The following is a 26571-nucleotide window of genomic DNA, read 5'->3' as shown; positions in this document are numbered from 1 at the left end:
ACAAAAAAGTTATACATTTGCCCAGTTTTTAATGATATAGACCATGAATGGCGCACTAGTTCCGTACGAACTATGTCCTTTCATAACGATAAAAATTACATACTAAATGTAATCAATCTAAACTTAATTAAAAAAACAAAGCAAAATGACAAAGAATGAATCTAAGCTATTATCTATTCAAGGGATAGCTAAAGCCTCAGCGTTCTGTTTGTTGCTTTCCGCTTTCTCTGTAAACGCCGCTATGGCCGCTCCCGCTTCCGCAGGTACGGTTGATGAAGTGATGGTAGTACAGCAGGGTAAGAAAGTGACAGGTGTGGTTGTTGATGGTGCTGGTGAGCCTGTTATTGGCGCTAACGTGGTGGTGAAAGGCACTACAAACGGTACGATCACGGACTTCGACGGTAATTACTCGTTGGAAGGCGTGTCCGCAAACGACATCTTGGTGGTATCCTATATCGGTTATTTGTCCCAAGAGGTTCAGGTAGGAAATCAGTCCTCAATAAAAGTAACTTTAAAAGAAGATACTCAAACTTTGGACGAGGTTGTAGTTGTAGGTTATGGTACAATGCGTAAATCAGATGTGACTGGTTCTATCGGTGTGGCTAAAGGTGACGACTTGACAAAGAACCAAAACTTTAGTGCGCTAGACAACTTGCGCGGTAAGGTATCTGGTGTAAATATCTTCTCAAACTCCAGCCAGCCGGGTGCTTATTCTAACCGTGTCGTTATCCGTGGTATGGCTACTATCAACGCTTCTTCAAACCCTCTATATGTGGTAGACGGTGTTGTTATGGAGAACTTCGACTTGGTGAACCCGAATGATATCGAGTCTATGGAGGTATTGAAAGATGCTTCCGCTGCCGCTATTTACGGTGCTCGTGGTGCCAATGGTGTTATCATGGTAACTACGAAGCGTGGTAAGAAAGATGGTGAAGGTGTACAGGTTAGCTATCAAGGATCTGTCAGCGCAAGCCATATCGCTCGTAAGATGGATACGATGAACGCCCAAGAGTGGTGTGACGCATTCATGATTGGTCTGGAAAACGAGAATAAGTGGCAAGGTAAAAATTGGTCTTTGAACCGTGCTGATTGGTTTAATGATTCAAATTTCTTTGATGCAAGCGGTAATCCTCTGTATGATACGAATTGGCAAGATGAGGCTACTCGTACCGCGGTTTCTCACAACCATCAGTTGAATATCCAACAAGCGGGTAAGAACTCTTCAATGGGTGCTTTCTTGAACTATACGGATCAACAGGGTATTGTAAACAATACGTATAATAAGCGTATTAATGCGAAGTTGGCATACGACGCAAATCCTACGAAGTGGTTGTCTACGGCAGTCAATGTATTGGTTAACCATACATGGGGGCGTTATACGCCTGAGGATGGTGGTGGCCAAGAGGCTCGTCGTACCATGATCGAGATGGTTCCTTGGATGCCGATTCGCGATAAGAATGGTAAATATACCACTTCTACCTCTTCTTCCATTGGTGATGTATTAGGCTTTGAGGGTATGTCTAACCCAGTCATGATCTTGGATATGCAAAAACGTATGCGCTACAACACGCAGGTGTTTGGTAACGCCGCTTTGACATTCCACTTGGCTGAAGGTTTGGATTTGAAGACTCAACTAGGTCTTGACCATCATAATAAAACGTATAGAGGTTATTCTTCTATCGATTTGAACAACATCTCCATGCCGAATGGTTGGGCTGAGTACCAAAATTGGAATACACTTTATTGGCAGGAGGAGACTTACTTGACTTACAATAAGGTATTCGGTGATCATCGTATCAACGCTATGGCTGGTTTGTCTTGGCAAGAGCGTGTGCAAAAGTGGAATAAGGCACGAACAGAAGGTTTCTCGGATGATTTCTTTGAGGACAATAATATGTCCGCAGGTACAACTCCGGCATCTCCTGCGTCTTCTTACGATCGTTGGGCGATGAACTCTTATTTCTTGCGTTTCGCTTATACATATAAAGACCGTTACTCCGCAACCGTAACAGGTCGTGTCGATGGTTCCTCTAAGTTTGGTGAAAACAACAAGTATGCGTTCTTCCCATCTGCAGGTTTGGCTTGGAATATCTCTCAAGAGGATTTCATGCAAGATCAAAACACGATCAGCAATTTGAAGTTGCACACTAGCTACGGTTTGACTGGTAACTCCGAGATTGACACTTATCGGTCATTGGCTCGTGTTTCTTCCGGTACGCTTTTGATCAACGATATTCGCGCTCCGTATTCTTACATCAGCTCTATGGCGAACCCGGATTTGAAATGGGAGAAGACTGGTCAGTTTGATGTTGGTTTCGAGATTGGATTCTGGCAGAACCGCTTGTCTTTCGATGTAGCTTACTATAACAAGAAGACAACCGACTTATTGTTGGATTGCCCGATTCCTCACACTACAGGTTTCACGACAGTGTATAAGAACATCGGTTCTGTAAGAAACCAAGGTATGGATTTAATGATCAGCGCACGCCCAGTTCAGACACAAGACTTCAATTGGAGTTCTACGATTAACTTAAACTTCAACAAGAACAAGATCCTTCAGTTGGGCGACAATAACGAGGATATCGAGATGAACAGCTGGGTAGGTGGTTCTGAAAGTATCTTGCGTGTAGGTGAGAACATGAGTTCTTTCTATGGCTACAGACGTTTGGGTGTTTATACGGAGGAAGATTTCAACAACGGATTGTGCGAAAAGAACCAGATCGGTCGTGCGAAACGTACGGATAAGAAAGAGATCATCGGTAAAGGTATGCCGGACTGGACTGGAAGCTGGATCAACAACTTCTCTTACAAAAACTTCGATTTGACGATGGACTTACAGTTCGTATGGGGTGTTGAGACCATGCAACAGTTCTACCACTCTACTTACGACCGTTTCGGTATCACGAATGGTTTGAGCAATATTTTATATGACGCATATAACGGATCGAACCCGAACACGATGCAACAGGCTATTTACTTGTGTAACTCAGGCCATGCAGGTCAGGATACGACAGTAGATTCTCAATGGATCGCCAATGGTTCTTACTTGCGTTGTAATATGTTGCAATTGGGTTATACTTTTGACTCAAACGTGATTAGCAAGATCGGTTTGTCTGCTTTGCGTTTGTACGCAAGTGCGAATAACTTATTCTTGATTACTGCTAGCGATTTCACAGGTTACGATCCTGAGGGTACATCGCAGGGTGATAGTAATAAGTTCGGTCAGAACATGGTATTCTTCTCTTATCCAAGAGCGAGAACTTTCACGTTCGGTGTTAATGTAACATTTTAATTCATTTAATCAGTAGAATTTTTAGAAATGAAAAAAATATTGACAGTAGCGATTGCATGCGCTTGTTTAACCGGGTTCAGCGCATGTAATGATTTCTTGGAAGAGAAACCGAAGTCATCGTTGACAGCCCCGGATTATTACCAGACAGAGGCTCAAGCTCAGGCTAACGTGAACTATTTGTATCGTACGGGAGCTTCAAGTAAGCTCACAGGTGCGGGTAGTGCTTACGTAGGTCCGTTTGCCTCTATCACAGGACAATTGACCGGTTACTTTACAAACAGTTATGAAGGTCAGGAGCTGACTTGTAAATATTCTCGCGAGTTGACTCGTCAGCAGAATACGATGACTGTTTCCGTAACTATTGACGGTATATGGGATGATTGCTACAAGGCTATCAACGTAGCTAATGGCGCTATCAAGTATATCCCCGAGATCTCAATGGATCAGTCTTTGGCAAATCGTTTGATCGGTGAGGCAAAGTTCTTTAGAGCTTGGAACTACTTCAACTTGGTGAAGATCTTTGGTGGTGTTCCATTGACAGTAGAGCCGTATGAATCTATGGAGAACATGTATTTGGAGCGTGCTTCTGTAGAGCAAGTATATGCTCAGGTCGAATCCGACTTGAAGGATGCCGTTAATGCTTTGCCGGCTGCTACTTTCTACAACAATAGTAACCGTATCACGAAGTATGCTGCCGCTATGGTTTTGACTTCCGTTTATATGCAACAAGGTAAGTATGCCGACGCTGCTTCTGCGGTAAAGACGGTGATCGATTCTCCGCATGCTTTGGCAACCAACGATGATTTAGCGTTAGGTTCTGCTTATAATAAGATCCGTACGACAGACGGTTTGGATGAGTCTATCTATTCTTATGAGTACAACGCAACGATCAGCAACGGTGGTTGGTGGCCTACGTATGCGTTCAACTCAGCTGCTACGGCTATCTTTGGTACGTATTCAATCTTTGAGCGTACATACGGTCCGATAAATCTATTCTTGAACGTATATCAGGACAACGACTTACGTATCCAGCCAAATCAATTCTTCCATTGGAATTATACAAATCCGGATAATGGTAAGACTTGGACGGCTCCTGAGAATGCTTGTGGTTGCTGGTTCTGGTATGATGAGGACGCTTTGTTGAACACAGGACGTTCTACGAAAGACCGCGATATCTTCCGTTACGCAGAGGCTTTGCTTGACGCTGCTGAATCTATCGCTCAGTCTCAAGGTGTAACAGCTGAGGCTGCCGGCTATTTGGCACAAGTTAAGGCTCGTGCAAACATGGAAGGTAAGACGGTAGCCGCAATTACTGCCGATCTTCAGAAATTAGGTAAGCAGGCCTTTATCGAGGAATGCTGGACAGAGCGTTTGCGTGAGTTCCCGTTGGAATTCAAGATTTGGGATGACTGTTTGCGTACAGGCAAGTTCCCTGTAATCTCTTCTACAGAGAAGGGTAAGGTTACATACGTTGACTTGGTTGGAGCAAAGAACGCTTCCGGCGCAACCTTCAAGTCTTCCGACTTGTTATGGCCGATCTCTTTGAACGAGATGCAACGTAACCCGAGTTTGACTCAAAATGAGGGTTATGCCGTTCAATAATAAATTTCAATAACTGATGGCTAGAGAGGGAGGGAATGAGCGATCATCCTTCCCTCTCTTTTTGGTAGCTTGATTAGTCAGTAAGTTGCATGAAACAATGTATAATATACAGAATTTTGGTTTGGTTGTCTTATTATTCACTTTCAACTATGAAAACAAAAGAGCAAGAAATGACATACTGGATTCCGCTAAGTTAGAAGAACAATTGGAAGGTGAAGAAAAAAGAATGATTTTCTGAGCAGTACTACTGACTTGCTCAAAGGATATATACTTATTTTGCCCACGCAGTATATATTACTTTGCCAAGTCACTAATACTTCATAAACATCCTTTACTTTGACACTGGCTAGGGGATAAGTAATTGCTTCCTCCTGTAAACAAAAGACGCCTAAAATTACTTTCTGCTATAAACAATTTGTTATATTTGCATATATATAAGTACGATTATGGAGCGATTGATAGAGATGTATCGAAAGAAGTTGCGATTTACCTCTACCGCCTTTATTAGAAGCATGGTGTACGAGATTAATCGGGATGCCCGGTTGATCGGTATAAGAGGTGCTCGGGAAGTGTACTGCAACAGCATATCAAGCGAAATTTTCCGCAAGACGAACGAACCTTATATGTCCTTAGATAGTATCTATTTCTCTGACAATATATTAATGACTTTGCGGATCGTTTCGTGAAACGAGGAGGAACACGCTTACACTTGGATGAGGTACATAAATCCCCCCAGTAAAGCCAAGAGTTGAAGAATATATACGATGATATGCCAGAACTGCAAATTCTCTTTACCGGCCCCTTTTATCCCGAATATCAGTAAGCTCTGCGAATGGATTAGTATCACGAGAAACGTTTTATTGACTTATCTAAACGTGTTGGCAGAAAGTAAGCTGACCTACAGCTGTTTCTTCTTTTGGTATCTCTCGCCTTTGAAAGCGAATATCGGCAACATGCGGGAGACGTTCTTTGCGAACCAATTGAAAAAGTCTCACCAAGTAACAACCTTAGATTTGCATCCGAGTATTACAGATAAAATAGAAAGGATAAATTTGTAAAGTATGAGCCAAGCCAACGATTTTTTTGTGGATGGAATTTATACGTTCGAGATCGGTGGCAAGCGAAAAAGGTACTCACCAATAGAAGGGATACCGGACGGTTTTATCGTTGCGGATGATATAAAAATAAGATCCAGTTGTGGATGATGGGGTTCTTGTATTAAGGAAGAAAGGGAAGAATAATCGCTCATCCTTCCCTTTCAGCCATCAGCTATTGAAATAAAAAATAATTATTTCGCAGAATAACCCTCATTCTGAGTTAAATTCGGGTTACGTTGAATCTCATTTACAGGGATCGGCCAGTATAGGTCTGTCTCCTTGAACTTAGCACCACTACCATTCGTAGCACCGATCAAATCAACGAATTGAACCTCACCCTTGTTTGTAGCGGAGATTTGAGGGAATTTACCTGTACGAACACAGTCATCCCAAATCTTCATTTCCAACGGGAACTCACGTAAACGCTCTTTCCAACACTCTTCGATAAAAGCTTGCTTGCCTAATCTTTGAAGCTCGGAAGTGATCGTGGAAGCATCCTTACCTTCCATGTTAGCACGTGCCTTAACTTGTGCCAAATAGCCGGCAGCCTCAGCGTTTACACCACTAGACTGAGCGATAGCTTCAGCGGCAGATAATAATGTCTCGGCATAACGATAGAAGTTCCAGTCTTTCGTACCCTTACCTGTCTCTAAAATAGCAGTCTCATCATACCAGTACCAGTTACAAAGCATCTTCATATCCAAAGTTGTACCATCAACCGGATGCGTATATGTACGATGGAAGAACTGATTCATCTGGGCACGCAAGTCTTTCTCACCATATACATTCAAATAACGCTCGCTAACACCATACACATTTACCCACAAAGAGTATTTGTTTCCAGTAGAAGAGTTAGCGAAGAATGTCGGAGAAATCAAATTGAATGCGTGAACAGGGATATTACCGTTAGGAGAAATAGCCGCATCATATTCACGGGCATAAATAACCTCAGGTAGATCATCTGTTGTACGTAGCTTATTGAACGCACTACCTTCCGCAAGGTTATCGTTAGTAGCCAAAGCGAATTTTCCGCTATTGATTACATCTTTCAATGGAGTAACCGCATTAGCGTACTCGCCTAGTCGCATGTAAACATCGGCCAATAACATATCAGCCGCATATTTTGTTACACGATGGCTATTACCCGCAAAAGTTGCATTTGGTAAATTCTCTACTGCAAACAGCAAATCAGGAATAATAATAGTGCTATAAACTTCTGACGCAGCGGTACGAGCCGGATAGTCAACCAAAGTAGCATCTTCTGTCGGCTCTGTAACCATTGGAACATCACCAAACATCTTTACAAGATAGAAATAGTTCAATGCACGGAAGAAACGAGCCTCTGCTTTATACTGAGCTTGATTATCCATTTCCACACCATCAACATACTTGATGACTGCGTTCGCTACATTGATTGATTTATAACAATCTTTCCAAGTATTATTGGTCAAATAGTTACAACAAGATTGCGTAAAGTCCTGACGATTCAACTGACGAGCGTAGGAACAGTCTACTTCCTGTCCTTCATATTCATTCACGAAATAGCCAGTTACCATGTTCATTACTGACAAGCTAGAACCTCTATAAGCCCCCGTCATATTACCCATCTTATCGGGAGCACCGTCACGATATAGATAGTTGACATTGCCAATAATATCAGCACTTGTCTTATAATAGGTATCCAAAGTCAAGGACGACTTCGGATCCTCATCCAAAAAACTGTCACATGCGGTAAATCCTACCAATCCCGCACATAAAATAGCTGTTGTTAATATTTTTTTCATCGCAATTTTCTGAATAATTTAATTAATTAAAATGTTACATTTACACCCAACGTAAACGTTCTAGCTCTCGGATAAGAGAAGAAGGCCATATTCTGACCAAATTGCTCTGGAGATACCGAACCGTTAGATGTAGAGATCTGAGATGTACTTTCAGGATCGTATCCGTTAAAGTCTTTCGCTGTGATCAAGAATGCGTTGTTCACGTTCAAATATAGGCGTAAGCTGCTAAACGGAGTCTTTGCCAATTGATTTGAGTCGAAAGTATAACCTAACTGGATTAAGTTCGCACGTAAATAAGAACCATTAGCCACCCATTGAGAGTCTGTCAGAGTATCCTGTCCTGCGTGACCACCGTTGAATAACCAGATAGCTTGCTGCATAGAATTTGGATTTGTCCCATTGTATGCGTCATACAAGATATTTGTCAAACCGTTAGTTTGTCCGAAACGGTCATACGTAGAGTGATAGAACTGTTGCAATGTCTGAACACCTGCGACAAATTGTAAATCCAAAGTGAAATCCCAATTCTTGTAACGTAATGTATTGATCATAGATCCAGTCCAATCGGGTACACCCTTACCTATGATCTCACGCTCAGAAGAACGTTTCGCACGACCGATCTGTTTCTTCTGGCAGTTACCAGCTTCGTAATCTTCTATTGTATAAACGCCTAAACGCTTGTAACCATAGAAACTACCTACGCTCTCACCAACACGTAAGATGGAAGCACCGCTCACCCATTCGTTCTTCAAGATATCCTCGTCATTATCACCTAATGATAAGATCTTGTTTTTATTGAAGTTAGCATTAATGGATGTTGTCCATGTGAAGTCTTTCGTATCAATATTACGAGTAGACAACATCAAATCCAGACCTTGGTTACGGATAGAACCGATATTTTTATAAACTGTCTCGAAACCTGTTGTATGAGGAACCGGGGCATCCAATAACAGATCAGAAGTCTTCTTGTTATAATAAGAAGCATCTAACGTGATTCTATTATTGAACAAACCCAAATCGAAACCTATATCGAACTGAGCAGTTTTCTCCCATTTCAAATCAGAGTTAGGTAATCTATTTAAATAAGAATAGGAATTACGTGTTCCGTTCAATAATAACGTTTCGCTCTTAACTGTTGCCAAAGATTTGTAAACACCAATCTCTGAGTTACCAGTCAAACCATAACTGGTATGTAACTTCAAGTTGCTGATCGTATTTTGATCAGACATAAAGTCTTCTTGTGTGATGTTCCAAGCTAAACCTGCGGACGGGAAGAACGCATATTTATTATTCTTACCAAATTTAGAAGAACCATCATAGCGGCCTGTTAAAGTAGCCGAGTAACGATCCTTAAATGTATAAGCGAAACGTAAGAAATATGAGTTCATAGACCAACGTTCCCAATAAGTTTTCGGAGCATCGGGCTTCGTACCAGCATCCATATTAAAGTCTTCAAAGAAATCGCTAGTGAAGTTTTCCGTATACATCCTAGAATAGTCATACTTGCGCTCTTGCCAAGATAAACCGGCCATAGCGTTGATACGGTGCTCTCCAATCGTCTTGTTATAAGTCAAGTAAGTCTCTTCCTGCCAATAAAGAGTATTTGCGTGATATCTCTCCGCACGTCCATGCTGGTCATACGCCAAATTCACCAAATCACTTGGCATATATTTGTGCAAAGTCTTAAAGTTTGCGTCAACACCAAATTGAGTCTTCAAGTCCAAACCTTCAATGATATGGAAAGTCAAGGCAGCATTACCGAATACTTTCGTATTATAGTTCATATTCTTATAGGTCTTCAAGATATGAACAGGGTTAGACATTGCCTCAAAGTCCATTGGCATCCCTTCAGGAGTATTGGTGGAGGTATATTTGCCATTATATTGAACCGGCATCCAAGGAACCATCTCAATCATAGTACGACGAGCATCCTGTCCACCACCGTCTTCTGGAGTAGAGTTACCCCAAGTATGGTTCACTGCCAAGTTGATCGCTGTAGATAACCATGTTGTAGGATTCGCATCATAAGCGATCTTTGCATTCAAACGTTTTGAATAGGTATTCAACATGATACCTTGGTTATCAGTATAGTTCAAGAATGCACCCATAGATGATTTCTCGCCACCTTGCTGAACATTCAGTTGATGGTTATGAGAGATCGCTGTACGAGTTGCCTCATCCTGCCAATCAGTATCATAAAGAGGATTACCGTTAGAATCAAAGAAACGACGATCTGCAAACCAGTCCGCACGATTAGTAGACCAGTTAAATGGATTACCATCCTTATCAGATCCCCATCTATTTTCATTCTCAACACCTTGCATAAAGGCATCACACCACTCTTGAGCGTTCATCGTATCCATTTTACGAGCACGATGAGCCAAGCTTACAGAACCAGAGTAACTAACTTTTGTTCCGCCGTCTTTATTTCCACGCTTTGTAGTAACCATGATAACACCATTGGCACCACGAGCACCATAAATAGCGGTTGCGGAAGCATCTTTCAAAACCTCCATTGACTCAATGTCATTCGGGTTCATTAAATAGAAGTTCTCCATTACTACGCCGTCCACAACATACAACGGATCTGAAGATGCATTGATTGTCGCTTGACCACGGATAACAACGCGGCTACCATAAGCACCCGGCTGGCTAGAGTTAGAGAAGATATTTACACCGGCAGCCTTACCACGCAAGTTGTCCAGTGCGCTAAAGTTTTGAGCTTTTAACATTTCCTCTCCTTTAGCTGTAGAGATAGAGCCTGTTACATCCGATTTACGCATCGTACCGTAACCTACTACCACTACTTCATCCAAAGTTTGGGTATCTTCTTTCAATGTTACATTGATCGCAGATTGATTACCTACAGGAATCTCTTGAGATAAATAACCGATATAGGAAATTACCAAAATTCCGTCTGCGGGCACACCCTCGATCGTATAATTTCCATCGAAATCAGTGATCGTACCGTTTGTAGTGCCTTTCACCACCACGTTAGCGCCAATAACAGGCTCACCTGTACCGTCAACAACCACACCTGTCACTTTCTTACCCTGCTGCACTGCCATTACTTCATCAACCGTGCCTGCGGAAGCGGGAGCGGCCATAGCGGCGTTTACAGAAAAAGCGGAAAGCAACAAACAGAACGCTGAGGCTTTAGCTATCCCCTGAATGGATAATAGCTTAGATTCATTCTTTGTCATTTTGCTCTTGTTTTAAATTAAGTTTAGATTGATTACATTTATATGTAATATTATATTCTAGAATAGACATAGTTCGTACGGAACTAGGGGCGATGAACAGGGTATGATCTGGCTCATTGGATTTCTTTTTTCTAATTCTTTTTGTTAGATTTGCACCTGTATTCGTAATAATACTAGAATTTCATAAGAAAGAAAGGGATATTTCTAAATAAATGGCACGAGGATCACTTTCTATTCATGTTAATTAAATGGATATTTATAGTCTAACTATGAATATAAAACACAAAAACGGATAAATTATATTATTAATTAATAGTTATATCATGAAGAAAAAAAGCGTTTGGGCTTTGGCTTTAGCGGCGATGCTGGTGTGGGTTGGAAAACCTGCTGCGGCGGCTGTGAATGAGGCTTTTGACCCCGTAGAGTATGTGAACCCCTTGATGGGTACACAATCTACTTTTGAGTTGTCTACAGGAAATACCTATCCGGCGATCGCTCGTCCGTGGGGTATGAATTTCTGGACTCCTCAGACTGGTAAGATGGGAGATGGATGGCAGTATGTATATACGGCTAACAAGATCCGTGGTTTTAAACAGACCCACCAGCCAAGTCCGTGGATCAATGATTACGGACAATTTGCGATCATGCCGGTGGTTGGTAAACCGGAATTCGACCAAGATAAACGTGCGAGCTGGTTCTCTCACAAAGGGGAGATCGCCGAGGCTTATTATTATAAGGTATATTTGGCGGAGCATGATGTGGTGACGGAATTAACGCCGACAGATCGTGCGGCTATGTTCCGTTTCACTTTCCCGGAAAACGAGCATTCTTATATCGTGGTGGATGCCTTGAATAAGGGCTCTTATATCAAGGTCATTCCGGAGGAGAATAAGATCATCGGTTATTCAACGAAGAATAGCGGCGGGGTTCCCGATAATTTCAAGAATTACTTTGTGATCGAGTTTGATAAACCTTTCACATACGAGGCTACATTTGCTGATGCTTCCTTGAAAGAGGGAACGAAGGAACAAACGAGTGACCATGTAGGAGCCGTTATCGGTTTCAAGACGAAGAAAGGTGAGATCGTCCACGCTAAGGTGGCTTCCTCATTTATTAGCTTCGATCAGGCCGCTATCAATATGAAGGAATTAGGTAACGATAACTTTGATACTTTGGTTCAGAAAGGTAAGGATGTTTGGAATGAGCATCTGTGCAAGATCGAGGTTGAAGGTGGAGATTTGGATCAATACCGTACTTTCTATTCTTGCTTCTATCGTTCATTGTTGTTCCCTCGTAAGTTCTATGAGATCAACGCTCAAGGCGAGGTGGTTCATTACAGCCCGTATAATGGTGAGGTATTACCCGGTTATATGTTTACCGATACCGGATTCTGGGATACGTTCCGTAGTTTGTTCCCATTCTTGAACTTGATGTTCCCGTCTGTAAACAAGGAAATGCAAGAGGGCTTGATTAATACGTATAAGGAAAGCGGCTTCTTCCCGGAATGGGCAAGTCCGGGCCATCGTGGTTGTATGATCGGTAATAACTCGGCATCTATCTTGGTAGACGCTTATATGAAAGGTGTGAAGGTTGACGATTTGGAGACTCTATATAAAGGCTTAATCCATGGTACGGAAAACGTTCATCCGAAGGTCTCTTCTACAGGACGTCTGGGGCATGAATATTATAATAAGTTAGGATATGTCCCTTACGATGTGAAGATTAACGAGAATGCCGCCCGTACGTTGGAATATGCTTACAATGACTGGTGTATCTGGCAGATCGCTAAACAGCTAGGCCGTCCGAAAAAGGAATTGGATTTATATGCCCGTCGTGCGTTGAACTATAAGAACCTGTACGACAAGGAAACCAAGTTGATGCGTGGCAAGAATGAGAATGGCGAGTTCATGGCTCCGTTCTCTCCGCTGAAATGGGGTGACGCTTTCACGGAAGGTAATAGCTGGCACTATTCATGGTCTGTATTCCACGATCCTCAGGGATTGATCGACTTGATGGGCGGTAAGGACTCATTCGTGATGATGCTTGACTCCGTGTTCGCTGTACCGCCTTTGTTCGATGATAGCTACTACGGTGGTGTGATCCACGAGATCCGTGAGATGACCGTGATGAATATGGGTAACTACGCTCACGGTAACCAGCCGATCCAGCATATGATTTATTTATACAACTATGCGGGTCAGCCTTGGAAGGCTCAATATTGGTTGCGTCAAGTAATGGATAAGATGTACACTCCGGGTCCGGACGGTTATTGCGGTGACGAGGATAATGGCCAGACTTCCGCTTGGTATGTATTCTCAGCGTTAGGATTCTATCCGGTAGCTCCGGGTACGACCCAATATGTGTTGGGCGCTCCGTTGTTCAAGAAGGCCACGATCCATTTTGAGAACGGAAACAACTTGGTGATCAATGCCCCGAACAACAGCGATAAGAATATCTATATCGAATCCATGACGTTTAACGGTAAGAACTACACCAAGAATTATCTGGATCACAACGACTTGCTTAAGGGCGGTGTGATCGATTTTAAGATGGGTGACAAGCCGAATATGAATCGGGGTATTAATCCGGAGGATATGCCTTACTCATTCTCCGTAAACGAGGAAGGGATCAATAAACTTTCCCCTATTTCTGTAAAATCTAGTAAAAAGAAAAAATAAGCAATTAAGATGAATTTCATTCATAAACCATTAATGTCAGGCATAGCGATATGCTTGACATTTTTCGCATACTCCTGTGCCGCACCGGAGAAAACGGAAAACAAGACAGACTTTACCGCATATGTAGATCCTTATATCGGATCGGGAGAGCACGGACATGTATTTGTCGGGGCAAACGTTCCGTTTGGAGCAGTCCAAGTAGGTCCTCAGAATATTTTTAAGGGATGGGACTGGTGTTCTGGTTATCATTACTCCGATAGTATCATTATCGGATTTAGTCATACGCATTTGAGCGGAACCGGATGTTCTGATCTGGGGGATATCCTTCTGATGCCTTATACGGGCGAGGTACGTACCGCCCGTGGCGAGCAAGATAATATAGAGGGAGCCGCTTCTTCCTATTATAAACATGCCAATGAAGCCGTAGCTCCGGGATATTACTCTTTGCTGATGGATAATGGCGTAAAAGCGGAGTTGACGGCGACCGAGCGTGTAGCCTTACATCGTTATACGTATCCGTCGGGAAGCGAGCATCGCCTCTTGATCAACTTAAAGGAAGGTATCGGTGATAAAGCGTATGATACTTATTTGAAGAAGATTGATGAGTACACGATCGAGGGGTACCGCTTTTCCAAAGGTTGGAGCCCACGTCACAAAGTATTCTTTACGTTGAAATGTGATCAGCCGATCGAGTCTTTGGCTGTATTCAACGATGATGAGGCCGCAGGTAATGATGAGTTGACAGGCGAGTCCGTTAAGGGAGTGATTACCTTTAAGGGAGATGCCCCGACCGCCTTGGTAAAGGTAGCTATCTCTTCCGTAAGTTGCGAGAATGCCTTGGCTAACTTACGTGCGGAGCTTTCTCATTGGGATTTCGACGAGGTTCGTAACGAGGCTATCGATAAATGGAATGACCAATTGTCTTGTATCTCCATCGATACGAAAGATGAGCATGCCAAGAAAATTTTCTATACTGCCATGTACCATGCGTTTATCGCTCCGACATTGTATTGTGATGTGAATGGCGATTTCCGTGGCCATGATGATAAGGTGTATACGAACAATACTTGGAAGAACTATTCCACTTTCTCTTTATGGGATACCTATCGTACCTTGCATCCGTTGTTCACGATTATCAAGCCTCAATATGTGTCGGATTTGGTAAACTCGATGTTGAGCATTTACGACCAGCAAGAGAAATTACCGATCTGGCCGTTGATTGGTGGCGAGACGAACCAAATGCCGGGATATAGCGCTGTGCCCGTTATTGCGGATGCTTATCTGAAAGGGTTTACCGGCTTTGACGCCGACCGTGCGTATCGTTATATGGTTGCTTCCTCTGTCTATGAGAAGCAAAATGGGGTGCCGTACGTGTTGGAAAAAGGCTATATCCCTTGTGATAAGGTACGTGAGGCTACTTCTATCGCGATGGAATACGCAGCCGATGATTGGGGTATCGCCTTGATGGCGAAAAAAATGGGCAAGACGGAGGATTACCAGAATTACTTGAAACGTGGTAAATATTATACGCAGTATTTCGATAAGGATATCAACTTTATCCGTCCGAAAATGAATGATGGCAGCTGGCGTACGCCGTACGATCCGATCCAGTCCATACATAGCGTAGGCGATTTCTGTGAGGGAAATGGCTGGCATTATACATTCTTCGTGCCCCAGCATCCGGAAGGCTTGATCGAGTTGATGGGTGGTGACGCTCCGTTTATCTCGAAACTGGATTCTTTGTTCTTGGTGGAAGGTGAGTTAGGGGAGAACGCCTCTCCGGATATCAGTGGCTTGATCGGCATGTACGCCCATGGAAATGAGCCGAGCCATCATGTTACTTACTTGTATCCTTACGCCGGCGAGCAATGGAAGACAGCCGAGAAAGTTCGTTACATTCAAGATGTGTTCTATACCGACCAGCCGGAAGGCATCATCGGAAACGAGGATTGTGGCCAGATGTCCGCTTGGCATATCATGTCTGCCTTGGGATTTTACCAAGTGAATCCTTCCAATGGCGTATTCGTGTTCGGTAGCCCGTTATTCGATAAGGCTTCCGTTCATTTGCCGGAGGGTAAGACTTTCGAGGTCGTAGCCCAGAACAACAGCAAGGAGAATGTATATATCCAATCCGTGTTGCTAAATGGTAAACCTTATAACAATTCTTATATCCTGTATGATGATATCGTGAAGGGAGGGAATCTTACCTTTGTGATGGGCAACACGCCGAATAAGGAGTTCGGAGCTGCCCCAGAAAATCGTCCGAAGACGGCTGAGTAAATAGCTCCCTTACCAGTGAGCGGTTTGCTCTGTTACCCGTGAGACAACGTCTCACGGATTGCCGGGAAAGTACCCGGCTGAGAAGCAAAGAATAATTAACGAATTAATAATCGACAAAATGAAGACAAAGCTTAAAACTTCGATGGCCCTTTTGGCTTCCGCTTTCCTATGGGTGTCATGCGCCGGTGGCGGAGGGACTTCTCCTTCGGCGATGGACCCGGTGGATTACGTGAATCCTTATATGGGAAACATCAGCCATTTATTGGTGCCTACTTTCCCGACCGTGCATTTGCCGAACAGTATGCTACGTGTATATCCGGAGCGTGCGGACTTCACGGGCGACCGTCTGGGCGGTTTGCCTATTATCGTGACAAACCATCGTGAGCGTTCCGCGTTCAATTTATGCCCTTATCAAGGTGACGAATCCGGCTTGCGACCCGTGATCGCTTATAGCTATGACCGGGAGAAGATCTTGCCGTACCGTTATCAGGTATATCTGGATGATGAGGATATCGACGTGGATTTCGCCCCATCCCATCAAAGTGCCGTATATTCGCTCACTTTCGAGAAAGAGGGACCGGCTTATCTGGTATTTAACAGCCGTAACGGACAGCTACAAGTAAATGGTAACGCCGTAAGCGGTTATCAATATATAGATAAGAAAACGAAAGTCTTTTTATATGCCGAGACGAACCAGAAGCCTGTGAAAGCGGGGGTATTGTCGAACGGCAGTGTCAACTATAACGAGAGCTCCGTGGAAGGTACCAATGCCGCTGTCGCCCTTTCCTTCGGGGAGGACGTGAAGAAACTTGGCGTTCGCTACGGTATCTCTTTTATCAGCGAGGAACAGGCGAAGAAGAACTTGGAGCGTGAGATCGCCGCTTACGACGTGGATGTGGTAGCGAAGATCGCCCGCAACGATTGGAACGACGCTTTAGGCAAGATACAAGTGCAAGGCGGTACCAAGGATGAGAAGACCGTATTCTATACCTCTTTATATCGTTGCTACGAACGCCCGATAAACTTGAGCGAGGACGGACATTATTACAGTGCTTTCGACGGAAAGATCCATGAGGATGGCGGACGGCCTTTCTATACGGATGACTGGATTTGGGATACCTACCGTGCTACACATCCCCTGCGTGTCTTGATCGATAATGAGCGTGAGAACGATATCATCAACTCTTATCTCCTGATGGCGGAGCAGATGGGTACCGACTGGATGCCTACCTTCCCGGAGGTGACGGGAGATACACGCCGTATGAACTCAAACCATGCCGTCGCTACCGTGATCGACGCTTACCGCAAGGGCTTGCGTGGGTTTGAGCTGGAAAAGGCCTATATCGCTTGTAAGAAAGGTATCGAGGAAAAGACCTTGATCCCGTGGTCTGCCGCTCCCGCCGGTTGGCTGGACGATTTCTACAAGGAACATGGCTATATCCCCGCGTTGAGACCGGGAGAGAAAGAGACGGTGCCTAACGTATCCATTTGGGAGAAACGTCAGCCGATCGCCGTGACTTTAGGTACTTCTTATGATGAATGGTGCTTGTCCCAGATCGCTCAGGAATTGGGAAAGAAAGACGAGGCGGATTATTATCTGCGTCGCTCTTACAACTATCGGAACGTATTTAATCCGGAGACAGGTTTCTTCCATCCGAAAGATAAGGACGGCAAGTTTATCTATCCGTTGGACTACCGTTATGATGGCGGTCTGGGTGCCCGTGATTATTACGATGAGAATAACGGATATGTCTATCGTTGGGATGTACAGCATAATATCGGTGACTTGATCTCCTTGATCGGAGGCAATGAGGCGTTTACCTCAGCCTTGGATTCCATGTTCAATACGCCGCTGGGTATGTCTAAATGGCAATTCTATTCCACGCTTCCGGATCATACGGGTAACGTGGGTATGTTCTCTATGGCGAATGAGCCGAGCTTGCATATCCCGTACTTGTATAATTATGCGGGTAAGCCTTGGATGACCCAGAAACGTATCCGTACCTTATTGAATCAGTGGTTCCGCAATGATTTGATGGGTGTGCCGGGTGATGAGGACGGTGGCGGTATGTCCGCTTTCGTTGTCTTCAGCCAGATGGGATTCTATCCGGTGACTCCGGGTTCTCCTACCTATAATATCGGTAGCCCGATGTTTACCGACGTGAAAGTGGATATGGGTAACGGCAATACGTTCGAGATCCGTGCGAATAACGCGTCCGATGAGAATAAATACGTACAATCCGCTAAGTTGAACGGCGTAACCTTGAACCAGCCTTGGTTCAATCATAGCGATATCGTCGCCGGTGGTTTGTTAGAGTTAGAGATGGGCCCGAAAGCGAATAAGGAATGGGGACTGGGAACGCCTCCTCCTTCTGCCGCTCCGATGCCTAAATAAATAAAAAAAGCGTGTTGCGATTGTCGCAACACGCTTTTTTTATGCCAATACCTTAGCGATTAATTTCTTTAGTTCTTTTATATCAATGGGCTTCACTACATAATCCGTGAATTCACATTGTTTGGCGATCTCCTTTTCCCTTTCGAAAGCGAATGCCGTGAGTGCTATGATCGGAATGGTCTTAGATAAGGTGCGGATTCTGCGAGTCGCTTCGAATCCGTCCATAACCGGCATTTTTATGTCCATTAGGATTAGGTCCGGATGATATGTCTCGAACATATCGATAGCCTCTTGCCCGTTTAGCGCATGATAAAGTTGGTATTGCTTGCCAAACAAGGTTTCCAAAAGGAAATAATTCTCATAAACGTCCTCGGCGATTAAGATGGAATGATGCCTATCTGAACGGGGCGTTTCTTCGGATTGGACGAGGATATCCGGTGAAAGCTCAATATCAGTCCGTTTTGTGTCCAAAGGCAGAGTGAACCAAAAAGTGGAACCCACCCCTTCTTCAGAGTCTACGCCGATTTTACCTCCTAATGCCTCGATAATGGTTCGGCTGATGGTTAATCCCAATCCCGTACCTTGCTGGAAAGTATCTACCTTGATGAATCGCTCGAATATACGTCTTTGGTTTTCCGCGGAGATACCGATACCTGTATCTTTCACGCAGACTCGGATAAAATCCCCTTCTATCTCATAATAAATCGTGATACTTCCTTTTGTGGTAAATTTGATAGCGTTATTCACGAAATTGGATATCACTTGCATAACCCTCCGCTCATCGGTTTTAACGATTACGGATGGGGAGTCTAGATCAAAGATCAGATCCACGTTTGAAGGCATCTTTATAGAGTCTGCCAATGCGATTTCGTCACATATATCCTTGATGTCCACTTCCTCGAAATGATAATCCATGGTTCCCGTCTCGATTTTAGAGAAATCAAGGATATCGTCGATCAGTTGCAGTAGCAAATCATTATTCTTATGGATGATATCTAAATAAGATTGACGCTCTACCTCATCATCAATCTCGGCGATTATATTTGAGAACCCGACGATAGCGTTCAGCGGCGTGCGTATCTCATGACTCATATTCGCCAAGAACGCAGACTTCAATTTATCAGCTTCCTTTACCTTGATTAGCTCGATCTCCTTTTCCCGTTGCTGGGTTATGTTGGAGGTGTAGCTTACGATCCTGTTAGGCGTTCCGTCATCGTTGAATTTATAGGAGCGTACATTGGAGTTGAACCAGAATGTTTTGCCATTGAGGATACGCCTGTAAGCCGCTACGAAGTTATTGATCTTCCCTTGCAGGAGAGGTTTGAACTGTTTATTATATACCCGGTCAAAATCATCCGGATGGATTGAGGATTTATAGTCTTCTTGATTCTTGAAGTTGTAATCATGAATTGCTTTTAGCCCCTCATTATTATTAATGTCTTCATTGAGGCCAAAATCTACGGTCAATTTATCATTCTCTACATCGTATTCCCAAAGAATGGAATCCCCGGTATCTACCGATACTTTTAGCCGGGCTAGGCTATTTTCGATTTGTTCCCGCTTGATGTGATTCTCGGTATCGTCGAATACAATATAAATATAGCCGAATATATTATCAAGAGAGTCTTTTAATGTGACTCCTTTTACCAACAGATGCTTTGTTTTAGAATCATGATGACTATCGTAATAGCCGTTTTGAGAAGCAACCTTGAAATCATAATTAAGTGGAAAGAATATATCTTTTCCGTTTTTGAGGCTTTGGTTTACATATTTCGGGATATTAGGATTCTCGAACATATTCAGTCCCACGGCCTGCTCACGGGTAACACCAAAAATATCGAGATCCGCTTGGTTGATATCTACCAACACTCCATTCTCATCATAAAGTTCGGCGCCCCAAGGCATCTTGTCGAAAATGATCTTAAACTTTGTCTCGCTTTTCATGACTTGCATAGCCGTATGTTCTACTAATCCTTGAACTTCCCCTCTTTCAATGGCTATGGAAAGGATATCAGCCAACATATGTAAATTCTCTATATCTAAGGCACTCCAGTTCCGTTTCTTTTTTACAGAATCAAAGCCGATAAATCCGGATGGTTTGCCTTGCTTGAAAATAGGGATGACTAATAAGGATGAAACCTCTTGCAAAATCAGAAGATGCTGCTCACTCTTCGCCTCTTCCGGCATTTTAGAGACATCATGAATAACGATATCCATGCCCTTTTTGATACTATCGTACCACCAAGGAATCTCGTCTTGCGGGAGTTGACGCAGTAAATCCTCTCGCATAGAGATAATGCCATCACAAGTAACTTCATTCGTAAAGTCAACAGTATGAGTTTGTTCGTCAAATGTTCCGATATACACCCGATCCACATCGAAAAATTGTAAGATGCGGAATAGCGCTTGGTCAATAACCGAGTTTTCTTTGGCTCCAAGAAGAAGTGACAATACATCCGACATCGTTTTTCGCAAATCAATCATATTGGCCAAAATCAAGTCGGTCTTTTCATCTTCTACATCGGTCTTCTTGTCTATAGCCTCATTAAGAAATGTTGTATTGGAATGAATGTTATTCATGATAAATTGAGTGTACTAAATTTATTCGAAAACAAATGTAAGTATAAACTTTGATTATTTTTTGTTTTAGTGTTTATTATATTATTATCGTGGCTTTAAAAATAATTTTGTACGTTTGTAAATAGTTGAATTAAACTTGAAATCTATGGATAATAAAATCATATTGACGATAGGCCGCCAGTTCGGAAGCGGTGGCCGCGAGATCGGACAACGTTTGGCGAAGGAGTTGGGTATCGGTTACTATGATAAGGAACTGATTACCGTGGCGGCCCGTGAGAGTGGATTATGCGAGGATGTTTTCGAGAAGGCGGACGAACGTGCCTCCAGTGGTTTATCGTACGCTTTTACGATGGGGTACTCTTCTTTTATGGGAGGGATGTTTACGCCTTATAATGATATTTTGTCTAATGACGGTCTTTTTAAGATACAGAGTGACGCTATCCGTAAATTGGCGGAGACTGAGTCGTGTGTTTTGGTAGGGCGTTGCGCTGATTATATCCTCCGGGATGATCCGGCTTGTTTGAGCTTCTTTATCCATAGTTCAGTGGAGAGCCGAGTCCAAAAGACCGTGGAAAGGCATGGTGTGACAGTGGAAGAGGCGAAGAACATGATGGAGAAGACTGATAAATCCCGTGCGGCTTACTATAATTATTATACGAATAAGACATGGGGAATGGCCTCTTCTTATAATTTCTCGATCGATGTATCCGTATTAGGGATCGACGAGACCGTGGAATTTATGAAAAGCTTTATCGAGCGCAGATTGAATAAGCGTCCGCCTCATTTCGGATAAATCGTATTCTTGAGAAACCATTATTGAATAGAGATTAACCTATTAAAACTAAGAAAGTATGCGAAAACCTTTTATTACTGTTCGGCTGACCCATGGTATGTTGGGCGCCTTGTTAGTTTCCACCTGTGCTTGTTCGGGCACGAAGTGGACGGAGGTAGAGAAAGATTCTATCCGTATCGTTACCCAGCAAGAAGGAGCTGTATTAGGATATTCGGCCAATTCGGGGGTGAGACTTCTTGCCGTTGACGGATATGCCTTCAAAGATCTGAATCGGAACGGGTTGCTTGATCCGTATGAGGATTGGCGTCTTACCCCCGAGGAACGTGCCGTTGATTTGGCCGGGCAGTTATCTACAGAGGAGATCGCCGGATTGATGCTTTATAGCGCCCATCAATCTATCCCCGGTGCCTCGAAAGGGTTTGGAGCTTCTACCTACAATGGCAAATCTTTTGATGAGAGTGGAGCCCAGCCATCCGATCTTTCCGATGCGCAGCGTAAATTCCTCACCGAGGATAATGTTCGTCATGTATTGGTTACGAGAGTACAAAGCCCAGAAGTGGCGGCTCGCTGGAATAATAATGTGCAAGCTTTAGTGGAGGGCATCGGTCACGGTATCCCAGCCAATAATAGTTCCGATCCTCGCCATGGTACGGCTGCGGATACAGAGTATAATTTTGGTAGTGGAGGACAGATCTCCTTATGGCCCGGTTCTTTAGGTTTGGCGGCTACTTTCCGTCCGGAAATGATGAGACGTTTTGGTGAGATCGCCTCTGCTGAATATCGGGCGTTAGGTATCGCTACCGCCTTGTCCCCGCAAGTGGATATGGCGACGGAGCCCCGCTGGAGCCGTGTGAGCGGTACGTTTGGAGAGGATCCGGACTTGGCTACGGATATGTCTCGTGCGTATGTGGACGGTTTTCAGACTTCAACCGGTGGGAAAGAGATTCGTGACGGTTGGGGCTATGAGAGCGTAAACGCCATGGTAAAACATTGGCCGGGGGGTGGACCGGGTGAGGCTGGACGTGATGCTCATTACGGTTATGGTAAATACGCCGTTTACCCCGGAAAGAATATCGAGGAACAAAAGAAGCCTTTTGTGGAAGGCGCCTTTAAATTGGATGGAGCTACCGGCAAAGCTTCTGCGGTGATGCCTTATTATACGATTTCTGTCGGACTGAATCCGGATGGTGCGGATATTGCGAATAGTTACAACCGTTATCTGATTACGGATCAATTACGTGAGAAATATGGATACGACGGTGTGGTTTGTACAGACTGGGGAATCACGGGTGATGAGACGGGCATAGAGACCTTCGCCGGAAAACCTTGGGGAGCGGAGGAGCTTTCTGTTGCCGAACGGCATTACCGTATTTTGATGGCTGGCGTAGATCAGTTTGGTGGTAATAACGATAAAGGCCCGGTATTGGAGGCTTATAAGATGGGTGTGGAAGAGATGGGAGAGCCCGCCATGCGTGAACGTTTCGAGACTTCTGCCGTACGTTTATTACTGAATATCTTTCGGACAGGATTATTTGAGAATCCCTATTTAGACCCTGCCGAATCCCAAAAGATCGTAGGGAATCCTGATTTTATGAAGGAGGCTTACGATGCCCAGCTCGCTTCTGTCGTGATGCTGAAAAATAAGGGAAACGCCTTACCTATGAGTAAGGAGATGAAGGCGTATATTCCGAAACGTTATTATCCGGCGGTAGTCGGTTTCTTCGGAACGACTAGCGAGGCTCATAGGGATGATCCGGTGAATTTGGATTTGGTTCGTAAGTATTTTACGGTCGTTGATAATCCCGATGAGGCGGATTTCGCTATCGTCTTTATGACGAGCCCGAACAGTGGTACGGGGTATGATAAATCCGATCGTGAGAAAGGAGGAAACGGTTATATGCCTATCAGTTTACAGTATAATGATTATACCGCTACCTATGCCCGTAACCCAAGTTTGGCGGGGGGAGATCCGTTTGAGAATTTCACGAACCGTTCTTATAAAGGTAAGTCCGTGAAAACAGCTAATAAGCAGGATATGCTTTCTGTTTTGGAGACAAAGGCTAAAATGAAAGGTAAGCCTGTAATCGTATCTTTGGAGATGGATAAGCCCACGATTATGTCCGAGTTCGAGGGTTCGGCGGATGCCATTTTGGTGAACTTCGGTGTACAAAACCAAGCGGTCTTGGATATCATCAGTGGAAAAGCCGAGCCTTCCGCTTTGTTGCCTTTGCAGATGCCGGCAGATATGCGTATCGTGGAGGAGCAATTCGAGGATGTTCCCCGGGATATGAAATGCTATACGGACAGCGAGGGCCATCTGTATGATTTCGCTTTTGGTATGAATTGGAAAGGCGTTATCGATGATGAGCGAGTGACTAAATATAAATAGGGTAAATTACATTTTTGTGTTTTTGTGGTTACGGTATCTATATATAATGCCTAAATTTGCATGGTAATATTATTAAGTGCAGACCATGAAAATTATGACATTGCAGGGAACGGACAAATTGTTATATGAACTTGTCGCGCCTTTGGTCATGAATCCAGCCATTTTGCGACAAAATAACAATTACCCTTTTAAAACATCTCGTAGCCACGTTTGGTATATAGCCTTTCATGAAACGGCTGTTGTTGGTTTTATGCCTGTAAAAAAAGGACATATCTATTACTCTATAGACAATTATTTCGTGAGTGGTGACGATCCTTCGGTATTGAGTGAACTTCTTGAAGAAGTCATAAAGGATTTTTCATCTCAAGCTTCACTTATGGCTGTTGTGCATAAACGTCATGTAAAAGTGTTCTCACAAAAAAAGTTCCAGACATGTGTTGAGTGGAAAAATTATGATAAAATGCATTATTTACCGGAGGTAGAGTCATGATGCGAAGAATGGATGTGTACGAGGCGACAGAGAAAAGATTGAAGATCATTTTTGATTATTTCGATTACGTATACGTCTCTTTTTCCGGCGGAAAGGATAGTGGTGTACTGTTGAATTTGTGTGTAGATTATATTCGTAGATACGCTCCGGGACGAAAACTAGGTGTATTTCATATGGATTATGAGGTTCAATACAGCCAGACGACCGAATATGTGGAAAAGGTTTATGCCGCTAATTCCGATATCCTTGATATTTATCATTGTTGTGTTCCTTTTAAAGTCCAGACATGTACATCTATGTTTCAACAATATTGGAGACCTTGGAGCGAGGAGTGCCGGGATATCTGGGTTCGAGAGATGCCCCATTCATGTCTCCGGGCGAAAGACTTTGACTTCTTCAAGGAGGACATGTGGGATTATGATTTTCAGAATATGTTCCCTTTTTGGTTGTATCAACGGAAAATGGGCCGGCGTATATGTTGCCTTGTTGGTATCCGTACCCAAGAGAGTTTTAATAGGTGGCGGGCCATACATAGTGATAAGAATTACAGAAAACTAGCTAATTATAAATGGACTCGCAGAATGAATTATTCTATATATAACGCATATCCTATTTATGATTGGAAAACTCAGGATATCTGGATAGCGAACGGAAAGTTCGGTTGGCCATATAATCATTTGTATGATTTGTATTATCAAGCAGGGGTGCCTTTGTCCCGGCAACGTGTGGCGAGCCCATTCATATCCCAAGCGATATCCACACTGTTCATTTACAAAGTTGTCGATCCCGACATGTGGGGGCGGATGGTTGGACGTGTAAACGGTGTTGGCTTTGCCGGTATATATGGGAATACCTCCGCTATGGGATGGAGGGCTATCAAGTGCCCAGCCGGGTTCTCTTGGGAGAAATATATGTATTTTCTCCTAAATACCTTACCCGAAGAAACTCGTGAGAACTATTTGAATAAGTTAAGAGTCAGCCGTAAATTCTGGAGAGAAAAAGGGGGATGCCTCAGTGAGGAGACAATCGCTAAGTTACGGGCGGCTAATATTCCTATCATTGTGGAAGAATGTACCGCTTACCATACGGATAAGAAACCAGTACGGATGGAGTATATCGATGATATCAATATACCCGAGTTTAAAGAAATCCCTACTTACAAACGTATGTGTGTTTGTATTTTGAAAAACGATCATACATGCAAGTATATGGGTTTTTCCCAGACAAAACGAGAGAGGGATATGAGAAAAGAAGTAATGGACAAATATAATTTTTATAAGCATGGGAAACTTTGTTAGTCCGGCATATGGTGTTAGGGCTGTCCCTATAGAAAAAATTGTAGCCAACAGCTATAACCCTAATATCATGGCACCACCGGAAATGCGATTATTGGAACTTTCCATTTGGGAGGATGGCTATACGATGCCTTGCGTCTGTTATTATCTTGAAGAGGATGATTTATATGAGATAGTAGATGGTTATCATCGTTATCTGGTTATGAAGCAATCTCAAAGGATTTATGATCGTGAGAAAGGAATGTTGCCTGTAACGGTGATTGAGAAAGATATTTCAAACCGAATGGCTTCAACCATTCGCCATAACAGGGCTCGAGGGATGCACAACTTGGAACTTATGACGGAGATTGTTACGGAGTTGGTCAAATCTGGGATGTCTGATAAGTGGATCATGCGTAATATTGGAATGGATAAAAATGAGTTACTTCGGTTCAAGCAGATTTCGGGATTAGCTGAATTATTCCGGGATAAAGAATTCGGTTGGTCTGATGACTGGTCGGAAGAAGATTAAGCTTTTTACATTTCTCAATATGTTGAGGAGCAATTTGTTTGTTCGCCGATATATCGAGTATATAATGTTCTTTCCCTTCCAACTCAGAGTCTGCCCAAAGCTCGATACCGAATTGCCTTTTGCCCGTAACCCTCCCATAATGGCGCTTTGCCCGAATCGTTCTCTCAATATGTCTTGCAACT

The 26571-nt window shown here is 43.5% G+C and carries 15 protein-coding genes; 12 read left to right on the top strand and 3 right to left on the bottom strand.

All coding sequences use genetic code 11. The annotated features are described in order from the left end of the window. The first annotated feature begins 145 nt into the window (after window positions 1-145). The 4 genes from D7V92_RS05755 (at window position 146) to D7V92_RS05735 (ending at window position 5952) form a co-directional block, all read left to right on the top strand. Window positions 146-3292 carry a TonB-dependent receptor gene (locus D7V92_RS05755; RefSeq protein WP_121772482.1) on the top strand — a complete coding sequence of 1049 codons (3147 nt, stop codon included), beginning with the start codon at window positions 146-148 and terminating at the stop codon, window positions 3290-3292. Window positions 3293-3319: 27 nt separating this feature from the next. Beyond that, window positions 3320-4894, top strand: coding sequence for a RagB/SusD family nutrient uptake outer membrane protein (locus tag D7V92_RS05750; RefSeq protein ID WP_008774501.1), 1575 nt, complete (start codon window positions 3320-3322; stop codon window positions 4892-4894). Window positions 4895-5340: 446 nt separating this feature from the next. Beyond that, a complete protein-coding gene (locus D7V92_RS05740; RefSeq protein ID WP_121772481.1) occupies window positions 5341-5580 on the top strand; it encodes a hypothetical protein in 240 nt (79 codons plus the stop codon). Window positions 5581-5658: 78 nt separating this feature from the next. Further along, a complete protein-coding gene (locus D7V92_RS05735) occupies window positions 5659-5952 on the top strand; it encodes a hypothetical protein (protein ID WP_008774502.1) in 294 nt (97 codons plus the stop codon). Between the two features lie 230 nt (window positions 5953-6182). Here the strand turns inward: D7V92_RS05735 and D7V92_RS05730 are convergent, their stop codons facing one another. Further along, window positions 6183-7775 carry a RagB/SusD family nutrient uptake outer membrane protein gene (locus D7V92_RS05730; protein WP_008774503.1) on the bottom strand — a complete coding sequence of 531 codons (1593 nt, stop codon included), beginning with the start codon at window positions 7773-7775 and terminating at the stop codon, window positions 6183-6185. A 26-nt stretch (window positions 7776-7801) separates the two neighbouring features. After that, entirely contained in the window at window positions 7802-10978 is a 3177-nt protein-coding gene (locus D7V92_RS05725; protein WP_008774504.1) for a TonB-dependent receptor, read from the bottom strand. Window positions 10979-11301: 323 nt separating this feature from the next. Between D7V92_RS05725 and D7V92_RS05720 the strand changes: the two genes are divergently transcribed. The 3 genes from D7V92_RS05720 (at window position 11302) to D7V92_RS05710 (ending at window position 18331) form a co-directional block, all read left to right on the top strand. Next, window positions 11302-13656 carry a GH92 family glycosyl hydrolase gene (locus D7V92_RS05720; RefSeq protein ID WP_121772480.1) on the top strand — a complete coding sequence of 785 codons (2355 nt, stop codon included), beginning with the start codon at window positions 11302-11304 and terminating at the stop codon, window positions 13654-13656. Between the two features lie 9 nt (window positions 13657-13665). Then, entirely contained in the window at window positions 13666-15936 is a 2271-nt protein-coding gene (locus D7V92_RS05715; protein WP_121772479.1) for a GH92 family glycosyl hydrolase, read from the top strand. A gap of 118 nt (window positions 15937-16054) precedes the next feature. Further along, entirely contained in the window at window positions 16055-18331 is a 2277-nt protein-coding gene (locus D7V92_RS05710) for a GH92 family glycosyl hydrolase (protein ID WP_121772478.1), read from the top strand. A 39-nt stretch (window positions 18332-18370) separates the two neighbouring features. Here the strand turns inward: D7V92_RS05710 and D7V92_RS05705 are convergent, their stop codons facing one another. Continuing rightward, window positions 18371-20911, bottom strand: coding sequence for an ATP-binding protein (locus D7V92_RS05705; protein WP_121772477.1), 2541 nt, complete (start codon window positions 20909-20911; stop codon window positions 18371-18373). A gap of 145 nt (window positions 20912-21056) precedes the next feature. Here D7V92_RS05705 and D7V92_RS05700 point away from each other — a divergent pair, with 145 nt between their 5' ends. The 5 genes from D7V92_RS05700 to D7V92_RS05680 all read left to right on the top strand — a co-directional run bounded on the left by D7V92_RS05700 (window position 21057) and on the right by D7V92_RS05680 (window position 26389). Beyond that, window positions 21057-21704, top strand: coding sequence for an AAA family ATPase (locus D7V92_RS05700; protein ID WP_005866440.1), 648 nt, complete (start codon window positions 21057-21059; stop codon window positions 21702-21704). A 58-nt stretch (window positions 21705-21762) separates the two neighbouring features. Further along, a complete protein-coding gene (locus D7V92_RS05695) occupies window positions 21763-24093 on the top strand; it encodes a glycoside hydrolase family 3 N-terminal domain-containing protein (RefSeq protein WP_121772476.1) in 2331 nt (776 codons plus the stop codon). Window positions 24094-24178: 85 nt separating this feature from the next. Then, entirely contained in the window at window positions 24179-24583 is a 405-nt protein-coding gene (locus tag D7V92_RS05690; protein WP_005866444.1) for a hypothetical protein, read from the top strand. Beyond that, complete coding sequence (locus D7V92_RS05685; protein ID WP_005866446.1) at window positions 24580-25881, top strand: DUF3440 domain-containing protein; 1302 nt, start codon at window positions 24580-24582, stop codon at window positions 25879-25881. Before D7V92_RS05690 ends, D7V92_RS05685 begins: the two co-directional genes overlap by 4 nt. Next, window positions 25865-26389 carry a ParB/RepB/Spo0J family partition protein gene (locus tag D7V92_RS05680; protein WP_005857955.1) on the top strand — a complete coding sequence of 175 codons (525 nt, stop codon included), beginning with the start codon at window positions 25865-25867 and terminating at the stop codon, window positions 26387-26389. The genes D7V92_RS05685 and D7V92_RS05680 overlap by 17 nt, the downstream gene beginning before the upstream one ends. Window positions 26390-26571: the final 182 nt, after the last annotated feature.

The organism is Parabacteroides sp. CH2-D42-20 (genome assembly GCF_003670185.1).
GTDB classification, from domain to species: Bacteria; Bacteroidota; Bacteroidia; order Bacteroidales; family Tannerellaceae; genus Parabacteroides; species Parabacteroides distasonis.
Note: the sequence above shows the minus strand (reverse complement) of the source record. Positions and strands in the feature narration are given on the sequence as shown.

What these genes read in the sequence shown, in the direction of transcription:
- D7V92_RS05705 (WP_121772477.1), bottom strand. Translation starts at nt 20,911, where the DNA reads ATGAATAACATTCATTCCAATACAACATTTCTTAATGAGGCTATAGAC.
- D7V92_RS05750 (WP_008774501.1), top strand. Translation starts at nt 3,320, where the DNA reads ATGAAAAAAATATTGACAGTAGCGATTGCATGCGCTTGTTTAACCGGG.
- D7V92_RS05700 (WP_005866440.1), top strand. Translation starts at nt 21,057, where the DNA reads ATGGATAATAAAATCATATTGACGATAGGCCGCCAGTTCGGAAGCGGT.
- D7V92_RS05715 (WP_121772479.1), top strand. Translation starts at nt 13,666, where the DNA reads ATGAATTTCATTCATAAACCATTAATGTCAGGCATAGCGATATGCTTG.
- D7V92_RS05755 (WP_121772482.1), top strand. Translation starts at nt 146, where the DNA reads ATGACAAAGAATGAATCTAAGCTATTATCTATTCAAGGGATAGCTAAA.
- D7V92_RS05720 (WP_121772480.1), top strand. Translation starts at nt 11,302, where the DNA reads ATGAAGAAAAAAAGCGTTTGGGCTTTGGCTTTAGCGGCGATGCTGGTG.
- D7V92_RS05685 (WP_005866446.1), top strand. Translation starts at nt 24,580, where the DNA reads ATGATGCGAAGAATGGATGTGTACGAGGCGACAGAGAAAAGATTGAAG.
- D7V92_RS05710 (WP_121772478.1), top strand. Translation starts at nt 16,055, where the DNA reads ATGAAGACAAAGCTTAAAACTTCGATGGCCCTTTTGGCTTCCGCTTTC.
- D7V92_RS05695 (WP_121772476.1), top strand. Translation starts at nt 21,763, where the DNA reads ATGCGAAAACCTTTTATTACTGTTCGGCTGACCCATGGTATGTTGGGC.
- D7V92_RS05735 (WP_008774502.1), top strand. Translation starts at nt 5,659, where the DNA reads ATGATATGCCAGAACTGCAAATTCTCTTTACCGGCCCCTTTTATCCCG.
- D7V92_RS05690 (WP_005866444.1), top strand. Translation starts at nt 24,179, where the DNA reads ATGAAAATTATGACATTGCAGGGAACGGACAAATTGTTATATGAACTT.
- D7V92_RS05730 (WP_008774503.1), bottom strand. Translation starts at nt 7,775, where the DNA reads ATGAAAAAAATATTAACAACAGCTATTTTATGTGCGGGATTGGTAGGA.
- D7V92_RS05680 (WP_005857955.1), top strand. Translation starts at nt 25,865, where the DNA reads ATGGGAAACTTTGTTAGTCCGGCATATGGTGTTAGGGCTGTCCCTATA.
- D7V92_RS05740 (WP_121772481.1), top strand. Translation starts at nt 5,341, where the DNA reads ATGGAGCGATTGATAGAGATGTATCGAAAGAAGTTGCGATTTACCTCT.
- D7V92_RS05725 (WP_008774504.1), bottom strand. Translation starts at nt 10,978, where the DNA reads ATGACAAAGAATGAATCTAAGCTATTATCCATTCAGGGGATAGCTAAA.